At 65.1% G+C, this 8,278-nt stretch carries 8 protein-coding genes and 4 pseudogenes; 3 read left to right on the forward strand and 9 right to left on the reverse strand.

What is annotated here, in order from left to right; genetic code table 11:
* A pseudogene (locus tag GVY41_RS19810) lies at positions 1-126 on the forward strand (IS481 family transposase); the annotation flags it as partial.
* 246 nt (positions 127-372) lie between these two features.
* On the opposite strand, the pseudogene GVY41_RS19815 reads toward GVY41_RS19810, so the two are convergent.
* The 3 genes and pseudogenes from GVY41_RS19815 to GVY41_RS19825 all read right to left on the reverse strand — a co-directional run.
* Positions 373-990 (reverse strand): annotated as a pseudogene (locus tag GVY41_RS19815) (IS256 family transposase); the annotation flags it as partial.
* Between the two features lie 165 nt (positions 991-1,155).
* Positions 1,156-2,067: an electron transfer flavoprotein subunit alpha/FixB family protein gene (locus GVY41_RS19820; protein WP_161348707.1), complete on the reverse strand. Its 912-nt coding sequence runs from the start codon at positions 2,065-2,067 to the stop codon at positions 1,156-1,158.
* Entirely contained in the window at positions 2,067-2,828 is a 762-nt protein-coding gene (locus tag GVY41_RS19825; RefSeq protein WP_161348708.1) for an electron transfer flavoprotein subunit beta/FixA family protein, read from the reverse strand. Before GVY41_RS19825 ends, GVY41_RS19820 begins: the two co-directional genes overlap by 1 nt.
* Before the next feature lie 102 nt (positions 2,829-2,930).
* On the opposite strand from GVY41_RS19825, the gene GVY41_RS19830 reads away from it, so the two are divergent.
* The gene (locus tag GVY41_RS19830) at positions 2,931-3,473 is read left to right on the forward strand and encodes a 2,4'-dihydroxyacetophenone dioxygenase family protein (protein WP_229726139.1); all 543 of its coding nucleotides are present in this window, start codon (positions 2,931-2,933) and stop codon (positions 3,471-3,473) included.
* Between the two features lie 22 nt (positions 3,474-3,495).
* On the opposite strand, the gene GVY41_RS19835 is transcribed toward GVY41_RS19830, so the two are convergent.
* Positions 3,496-4,356: a MaoC/PaaZ C-terminal domain-containing protein gene (locus GVY41_RS19835; protein WP_229726141.1), complete on the reverse strand. Its 861-nt coding sequence runs from the start codon at positions 4,354-4,356 to the stop codon at positions 3,496-3,498.
* 95 nt (positions 4,357-4,451) lie between these two features.
* Between GVY41_RS19835 and GVY41_RS19840 the strand changes: the two genes are divergently transcribed.
* Entirely contained in the window at positions 4,452-4,907 is a 456-nt protein-coding gene (locus GVY41_RS19840; RefSeq protein ID WP_161348710.1) for a PaaI family thioesterase, read from the forward strand.
* A gap of 3 nt (positions 4,908-4,910) precedes the next feature.
* On the opposite strand, the gene GVY41_RS19845 is transcribed toward GVY41_RS19840, so the two are convergent.
* From GVY41_RS19845 to GVY41_RS19865, 5 genes and pseudogenes are all read right to left on the reverse strand, one after another.
* Entirely contained in the window at positions 4,911-5,588 is a 678-nt protein-coding gene (locus GVY41_RS19845) for an acyl-CoA dehydrogenase family protein (RefSeq protein WP_161348711.1), read from the reverse strand.
* Positions 5,589-5,625: 37 nt separating this feature from the next.
* Positions 5,626-5,958: pseudogene (locus tag GVY41_RS20720) on the reverse strand (acyl-CoA dehydrogenase family protein); the annotation flags it as partial.
* A gap of 12 nt (positions 5,959-5,970) precedes the next feature.
* Complete coding sequence (locus tag GVY41_RS19855; RefSeq protein WP_161348712.1) at positions 5,971-7,242, reverse strand: FAS1-like dehydratase domain-containing protein; 1,272 nt, start codon at positions 7,240-7,242, stop codon at positions 5,971-5,973.
* Between the two features lie 128 nt (positions 7,243-7,370).
* Entirely contained in the window at positions 7,371-8,147 is a 777-nt protein-coding gene (locus GVY41_RS19860) for a Bug family tripartite tricarboxylate transporter substrate binding protein (protein ID WP_161348713.1), read from the reverse strand.
* A gap of 5 nt (positions 8,148-8,152) precedes the next feature.
* A pseudogene (locus GVY41_RS19865) lies at positions 8,153-8,278 on the reverse strand (IS481 family transposase); the annotation flags it as partial.

Genomic DNA, 8,278 nt, shown 5'->3' on the forward strand with positions numbered 1-8,278 from the left:
TTCGCCCGCCGGCTCAAGACCCTGAACGGTCTCACGCCCTACGAATACATCTGCAAAATCCGGACATCAGAGCCAGATCGATTCATCCTAAATCCGATCCACCAGATGCCGGGACTGAACACCTAGGAATACCGCGCCAACATGCAATGCATCCCTACTGACCGCAATTGGTATCACTCACAGTCTATAGGAAGGCCTATGGGGACAACCACTGGGCTCAAACTAGGCTTGCGACGGCATCCTGCGCGGGAGGGCTAGACAGCTAGCTGCACCTCGTCGAAGCTAGGGCCGCCCGGTGCGAGAAAAGGAACTCCGTCCGCATAGCTGACAGTCGGGTTGAACAAACGTCTACCCACAATATGCGGGACGCAAACGCTGGCCGCGCGAGACGTGGGCAAGCGCATTTCGCATCCAGTGAACGCGGCAGCGCTGCCAAGTGGCTTCGAATACGCGGGCAATTGCGGCCTTCAGGCCGGTGTGAGCGTCGCTGATCACCAGCCGGACCCCTCCGAGGCCTCGGGCGCGCAAGGACCGCAGGAACTCGGTCCAGAAGATCTCGGCCTCTGAAGGGCCGATGCCCAGACCGATGATTTCGCGGCGACCCTCGGTGTTGGCGGCAACGGCGATTATCGCCGCCACCGGCACGATCCGCCCGCCCTGGCGCACCTTCAGATAGGTGGCGTCCAGCCAAACATAGGGCCACTCGCCGGTCAGCGGGCGGTTTAGGAACTCGCCGACGCGCTCATCTATTTCCTTACAGAGCTTCGACACCGTGCTCTTCGAGATGCCGTTCAGCCCCATGGCCTGCACCAGTTCGTCCACCCGCCGGGTCGAGACACCGCCGATCCAGGCCTCCTGGATCACCGCCACCAGCGCCTGCTCCGAAGTCTTCCGGGCCTCGAGGAAGCCCGGGAAGTAGCTGCCCTGCCGCAGCTTCGGCACTCGCAGGTTCAGCGTGCCCAGACGGGTATCGAGGGCGCGATCCCGATATCTGGTGATGCATCGAAGACCGCGAAACGCGGACTCAATTTGCCCACCGTCTGATGCCGACATTTGAATCAGCACTGAAAATCGGAAGCGATCTTGGAAGGCCGTTATGCGGGATATGCGTTTGGTCAGGCGGCGGCAAGGTCTGCCCCCACCGCTTGCCTTCACTCACAACTTGCTGGTCAGTTCCGGGACGAGGGTGAAGAGGTCCCCCACCAGGCCGTAATCGGCGACCTGGAAGATCGGGGCCTCGTCATCCTTGTTGATCGCGACGATGACCTTCGAATCCTTCATGCCCGCAAGGTGCTGGATTGCGCCCGAGATGCCGACGGCGACATAAAGCTGCGGCGCGACGACCTTGCCGGTCTGCCCGACCTGCCAGTCGTTCGGCGCGTAACCCGAGTCGACGGCCGCGCGCGAGGCACCCACGGCAGCGCCTAGCTTGTCGGCCAGCGCCTCGATCACCGCGAAGCTGTCCTTGGAGCCGACGCCACGGCCGCCGGAGACGACGACCTTGGCCGAGGTCAGCTCGGGGCGGTCCGAGGACGCCACCTTGTCCTCGACCCAGGAGGACAGGTCCGAGGGCTTGGCGGCAACCAACTCAACGCTGGCCGAACCCCCAGCCCCAGCGGCGGCGAAGGTGGCGGTGCGGACGGTGAAGACCTTCTTCGCGTCGGCGGACTTGACCGTCTGGATCGCGCTGCCGGCGTAGATCGGGCGCTCGAAGGTCTCAGCATCGACCACGGCGGTCACATCGGTGAGCACCATCACGTCCAGAAGCGCCGCCACGCGGGGCATGAAGTTCTTGGCATAGGCTGTCGCAGGCGCCGCTATGTGGCTGTAATTGCCAGCCAGCGAGACGATCAGGTCGGCCATGCCCTCGGCCAGGCCATGGCCTGCGTCTTCGGCATGCAGGACCTTGGCCACGCCGGTCAGCGTGGCTGTCTCGGCCGCGGCAGAGGCCGGGCCGGCGACCAGCGCGTGGACCTCGCCCAAGGAGGCGATGGCCGTCAAGGTCTTGGCAACCGAATCCGTGGCAAGCTGGCCGTCATTCACATCGGCAATCAGGAGAACAGCCATCACAGCACCCCAGCCTCGTCTTTGAGTTTCGCGATCAGCTCGTCGACCGAGCCCACCTTGACGCCCGCCTTGCGGCCCGCCGGTTCCACCGTCTTGAGCACGTTCAGGCGCGGGGCGGTATCGACGCCGTAATCGGCCGGGGTCTTGGTCGCCAGTGGCTTGGCCTTGGCCTTCATGATGTTCGGCAGCGAGGCATAGCGCGGCTCGTTCAAGCGCAGGTCCACGGTAACGATGGTCGGGAGCTTGACCTTGATGGTCTGCAACCCGCCGTCGACTTCGCGGGTCACGGTGGCGGTGTCGCCCTCCACCGCCAGCTCGCTGGCGAAGGTCGCCTGCGACCAGCCCAGAAGGGCCGAGAGCATCTGTCCGGTGGCGTTCATGTCATTGTCGATCGCCTGCTTGCCGGTGAGGACCAGGCCCGGGGCCTCGTCCTTCACCACGCCGGCCAGCAGCTTCGCCACGGCCAGCGGCTCGATATCGGTCTGCACATCGGCACTGGCTTCGATCAGCACCGCGCGGTCGGCACCCATGGCCAGAGCATTGCGGAGTGTCTCCTGCGACTGCTTCACGCCGATGGACACCACGACGACCTCTGTCGCGACGCCCTTCTCCTTCAACCGGATCGCCTCTTCCACGGCAATCTCGTCAAAGGGATTCATCGACATCTTCACATTCGCCAGATCGACGCCGCTTCCGTCCGCCTTCACGCGGACCTTCACGTTGTAGTCGATCACGCGTTTGACGGGGACCAATACCTTCATCAGCGCTTCTCCTCCATCCGATATGCAAGATAAATAATATAACTAACATAACCATCAAGAGTCTGATAAACCCAGATCGCGATCATGCGCAAGGAGGAAAGAATGGACAAAGCAAGCGTGCCGATGACCGGCGGGGACGCCACGAAGATCCCTTATCGCAAGCCACAACCGTTCGGGATGCAACAGGATCTAATCATGCCGGGGGTGATGGATCTGGATGCGGAGCCCGATCTCTGGGTGCCGCAGGCCGAGGGGGTGTCGTTCCGTCCGCTTGTGCTGAACGTGAGCCAGGGCTATTACGTCAACCTGCTGCGGGTGCGGAAGTCGGGCGTGCTGTCGCGCCACCGGCATTCCGGCCCGGTCCATGCCTTCACCCTGCGGGGAAGCTGGCTGTATCTGGAACATGACTGGGTGGCCACCGAGGGCAGCTATGCCTTCGAACCGCCTGGTGAGACTCATACGCTGGTCGTGCCCGATGGCGTGACCGAGATGATCACCCTGTTCCATGTGACCGGCGGCTACACCTATGTGGACCCCGATGGCGTGGCTCTGGGCTATGAGGATGTCTTCACCAAGCTGGAGAACACCCGTCGCCACTTCGAGGCGATCGGCCGGCCGGATTACCCCGCCAGCCTGATGCGATAGCGGGCGCGGGCTGGGGGGACGCCTATCTTGGCGTGTCCGACACCTCGGCCCGGCCATTGTCCAGGACAACCACATCGCGCTCGACGCAGCGCACGCGGAAGCCGATGACCGCGCCGTCGTGCCACATCTCGGTGCGGAAGGTCTCCCCCGGCCAGGCGGGGGCGGTGAAGCGTGCATCCAGCGCCAGCAGCCGTGACGGATCATTTCTGGCATGGGCGCGCAGGATCGCTCGCCCGGCCATGCCATAGCTGGCCAGCCCATGCAGGATCGGCCGGTCGAACCCGGCGCGCGCGGCGACCGTTGGATCGGCATGCAGCGGGTTCATGTCACCCGACAAGCGGTAAATCAGCGCGGCCTGCGGGCTGGAAGGGCTGTCTTGGGTCATGTCGGGCGCGCGATCCGGCAGGACATGCGCGGCAGGTTGCGCGCTGGTGGGGCCGCCGAAGCCGCCATTGGCGCGGGCGAACAGCGTCTGGCGGACCGTGGCCAGCAACTCGCCCGTTTCGGCATCGGACAGCTGACGTTCCACGAAGAACAGCGCGCCCCGCCCCTCGCCCTTGTCGATCACCTGGGTAAAGCGGGACTGCGCGCGGATCCGCGCTTTCGGCGGCAAGGGGCGGTGCAGGGTCAGGCCCTGTTCGCCATGCACGGTGCGGATCCAGTCGATGCCGGTGTCCAGTTTCACGAGCGCCGGGCGCCCCAGCACGGCGGGCATGGTCGGCATGGCGCGGATCCGGTCCTCCAGCAGGAAGGACAGGTCGTCGGCGCAGGTGGGGTCCAGCCCCACCCCCAGCCCCAGCGCGTACAGCGCGCAGTCCTTCCAGCCATAGGCCTGTTCCTGCGCTGGTATGGGCATGGCCATCAGCCGGTCGTGATCGATCACCTTTCCCCCTCCCGGTCCCGCCTGCGGCAGCATGATAGCGCTTGCCGCAGAATCAGCTTACCTGTATAACCTAGTTAGGGAGGATCGTGCCGATCATGGAGACAGCCGTCAAGACCGCGCCCGAGGAACGGATGGAAGCCCTGGGCTGGAAGCGCCGCAAGGAGGCCAGTTTTTTCGAGGGTCTCGGCCCGCTGTGGATGCGCCCGCATGGCGGTTGGCGCCGGGTGGCCTTGTTGACGGATGAGCGCATGCTGAACCTGGGCGGTCTGGTGCATGGCGGCGTTCTGGCGGCCTTTGCCGATCACTCCATGGGCATCGCGGTGCAGGAGTTCAACCGCGGCTTCCCGCAGCTGACCGTGCAGATGAGCGTCTCCTTCACCGGCACGGTCCATGCGGGCGACCTGATCGAGGCCTGGTGCAAGGTGGAGCATACCGGCGGATCGACCGCCTTCGCCTCGGGCGTGTTCAAGGTGGGCGAGGGGGTGGTGGGCCAGTCCTCCGGCGTCTTCAAGATGCTGAAGCGCAAGCCCACGGACCCTGCCCCGGGCTGAGGCCTACCAACCCGCCAGATCGGCGTGGCGCAGGCGGTGCAGGGTGGCATCTCCCGCCCAGGCCATGTCGAACAGGGCGCGCTTCAACCAGATGTGCATGTCATGCTCCCAGGTAAAGCCGATGCCGCCGTGCAGCTCGACCCCATCACGGGCGGCCTGAAGAAAGACCTCGGCGCACTGCGCCTTGGCAAGGGCCGCGGCGCTGGAGGAGCCTTCGGCGGCGGCATGCCACCACAACGCGCGGCATGGTTCCACCTGCGTGGCCATGTTCGCCAGCTGGTGGCGGATGGCCTGGAATCCGGCCAGGGGGCGGCCGTATTGCTCCCGGTCCTGGACATGGCGCAGGCACAGGTCCAGCACCCGCCGCGCGCCGCCGAAGGCATCCGCGGCCAGCAGGACCAGCGCGGCATCGGCGACTTGGTTCACCTGGGGGCCGTCCAGCGCCAGCCTTTGGACCGGCGTGCCGTCCAGCGTCAGCGCGTGCAGCCGCCGGGTGTGGTCGATCCCTCGCATGGGGGAAGTATGGACACCGGGCGCGCCGGGTTCGATCACGCCTAAGCGCCCCCCCGACAGGCCCGCGACGATCAGCGGGGCCTGTCCTGCGGCAGGAACGAATTGCCAGCGCTGGCGCGCCCGTTCCGGGTTGTGACCAGTTTGCGGGTCGCCATCCGGCGGGATCATGGAGCGCCACGGTGCCGATGACCGATCCATCGGCCAGAGCGGGCAGCCAGCGTTGCGCGGCGGTCCCGCCTTCCAGCGCCAAGGCCAGCGTCGCCAGCGCATGGCCCAAGGAGGGAACCGGGGCTGCGGCATACCCCAGTGTTTCGGCCGCTAGCGCCGCCTCGAACAGGTCCAACCCGGCACCGCCGGATGCCTCGGGCACCAGCAGACCGGCAAAGCCCAGATCGGCCAGCCCCTGCCACAGACCCCTGTCGAAGGGCGCGTCCCCGTCGAACGCGCCATGCAGATGCTGCGAGGGCAGCCGGTCCGCCAGAAAGGCGGCCAGCGTCTCGGCCAGCAGCACCTGCGACGGATCCAGCGCGAAGGGCACGGGCGCGGCCGGTCAGCGCGCGCGACTGAGCTCCATGTGCCGCTCGAACATCTGCGTGGCCTTGCGCTTCAGCGCCGGGTCCACATCGGGCAGCACCACCGGACCGTGCTCACGCGAGGGCAGCATGATCGTCGCCTCGCAGCGCGCGGTGACCTCGCCCCGCTGGCTGGTCGCGCGCAGTTCCACATCGACCATCGGGCGGTCGTCCTCGATCCGTTTGGCGGTGACTTCGCCGGTGATGATCTGGCTGTCGCCCATGTAGTTGAACCGGCGCACCTCGTCATACTGGCGCGAGATCCAGGCGTCGTCGCCGGCCCAGTCGGTTAAGAAATGGTGCAGCCAGCATTCGCGCTGGACGCCGTAATCATAGGGCAGCGGGTTGCCGGAGGTGGCCTGCGCCAGTTCGCGGTCCCAATGGACGCGCTGCATCACATCGGGCACGCCGCTGCTGTTGGGCGTGTAGAACGCCGGAATGCGGTTGCGGTTCTCCATCCACATCCGGCCGGTGGTCAGCGAATAGGGCTGGAAGCCGTAGCCGCCGGCGTGGAAGATCACCATGTCGGTGACGGTCAGCGGACCCTTGGCCATGGTGCCCATCGGCTCGCCCACGGTCACGTCCTCGTAATACCGCTTTTCGGCGCCCCGCACCTTTTCGGCGCGATAGATATCATCCAGGTTGCGGATGTCGTCCTCGGTGTAGCTGGCAGCTTCCAGCGCGGTGTATTTGCCCTTTTCCTTGGCCGCCTTGCGTTCCGACAGGATGGAGCGCTTGCGATAGACGCCCACTACCTCGCCGCGCTGGTTGATCTTGACCGTGCGCAGGAACTTGGTGACCGTGCGGCCCGCGAATTCCGAGGCCTTAACCTCGACCCCGTCCTCGCCCGTGAAGCTCATCAGGCTGTCGCCTTCGCGGACCGGCTGATACCAGCTCCAGTCCGAACCCGAGACGAAGACATGGATGCCGCGGAACAGCCCGCGCTTCAGCGCGCGCAGATCGTCGGGCAGCTTGTCGCCCAGCATCGGCTTGTTGATGATCGCCGCCATGATGTTCGGCGCGACCAGCCCGCCCCAGCGGGTGGTGGAGGCATAGGCGGCATTGGTGAACAGCGGATTGTCGTCGCCATAGCCATGCGCGAAGTTGCGGATCGCATCGACATTCGCGACCGAAATATGTTCCAGCGAGTTCAATGCAGTATCGGCACCGACCAGCTTACGCGCCTTCTCGATGTCCTCATCCAGAATGACCGAGGCGTCCAGCACCTCTTTCTTTCCACCGTCAGCCATGGCTTCCTCCCTATCACATAGGTTATCTTAGTAACCTACGTTGCTCGGTTGTCAATATGGCAAGGTTGGCAGGGTGCGCACTGGCAACGGTGTCCCGGGCGCGCAGGTGGCCCGGGACGTCGTGCAGGTCACTTGACCTCGTATTTCTCCAGAATCGCCTCGAAGTTATCGGTGTTGGCATTCAGGTCGGCGATGAAGGTCGCGGGATCGCGAAAGACCACTTCGGTGCCCAGTTCCTCCAGCCGCTTGCGGAAGGCTTCATCCTCGGACGCGCCCTTGACCCAACCCGTGATCACGTCAGCAACCTCTTGCGGCGTTCCATGCGGCACGGCGAAACCACCGAAGGAGACCGTGATTATGTCGGGATAGCCGAGTTCCGTGGTGGTCTGCACATCGGGCAGGCTTTTCATCCGAGCAGGCCCCGACACCGCAAGCGTCAGGATCGCGCCCGAGCGTATGTGCGGCAACGCCGAGGCGGGGTCGCCGCCCGCGATCAGCCCGATCTCTCCGGCCACCAAAGCTGCCGTGGCGGCGGATCCGCCGCGATATGGGATGTGCTCGACCTCCAGCCCGCGTTCGCCCGCCACCTTCAGCATCGTCAGGTGCGCGGTCGATCCGACACCCACGGTCGCATAGGATTCGCCAGGGTTTGCCTTCAGGTGGTCCATCAACTCGTCGAGCGTTTTGACGGGGATGACATTGGGGTTCACCGTCCACAGCGTCTGGCTCTGGTTGATACCCGCCACCGGGTCGATGTGCTCTCCGGCCCGGAACTCCTTACCCGCCGCCGCATAGCCCAGCAGGGTCGAGGAGGTCAGGTATTCGATGATGTAGCCGTCCGGCGCGGTGTTGATAACATAGTCCGTCCCGATGATGCCGCCCGCCCCGTCACGGTTCTCGACCACAACGCCTAGGTGTTCAGTCCCGGCATCTGGTGGATCGGATTTAGGATGAATCGATCTGGCTCTGATGTCCGGATTTTGCAGATGTATTCGTAGGGCGTGAGACCGTTCAGGGTCTTGAGCCGGCGGGCGAA

Origin of the sequence: Frigidibacter albus (genome assembly GCF_009908165.1) — a bacterium.
Lineage (GTDB): Bacteria > Pseudomonadota > Alphaproteobacteria > Rhodobacterales > Rhodobacteraceae > Frigidibacter > Frigidibacter albus.

Coding starts and splice junctions, on each gene's coding strand:
- GVY41_RS19820 (WP_161348707.1), bottom strand. CDS start 2,067: ATGGCTGTTCTCCTGATTGCCGATGTGAATGACGGCCAGCTTGCCACG.
- GVY41_RS19825 (WP_161348708.1), bottom strand. CDS start 2,828: ATGAAGGTATTGGTCCCCGTCAAACGCGTGATCGACTACAACGTGAAG.
- GVY41_RS19830 (WP_229726139.1), top strand. CDS start 2,931: ATGGACAAAGCAAGCGTGCCGATGACCGGCGGGGACGCCACGAAGATC.
- GVY41_RS19840 (WP_161348710.1), top strand. CDS start 4,452: ATGGAGACAGCCGTCAAGACCGCGCCCGAGGAACGGATGGAAGCCCTG.
- GVY41_RS19845 (WP_161348711.1), bottom strand. CDS start 5,588: ATGATCCCGCCGGATGGCGACCCGCAAACTGGTCACAACCCGGAACGG.
- GVY41_RS19855 (WP_161348712.1), bottom strand. CDS start 7,242: ATGGCTGACGGTGGAAAGAAAGAGGTGCTGGACGCCTCGGTCATTCTG.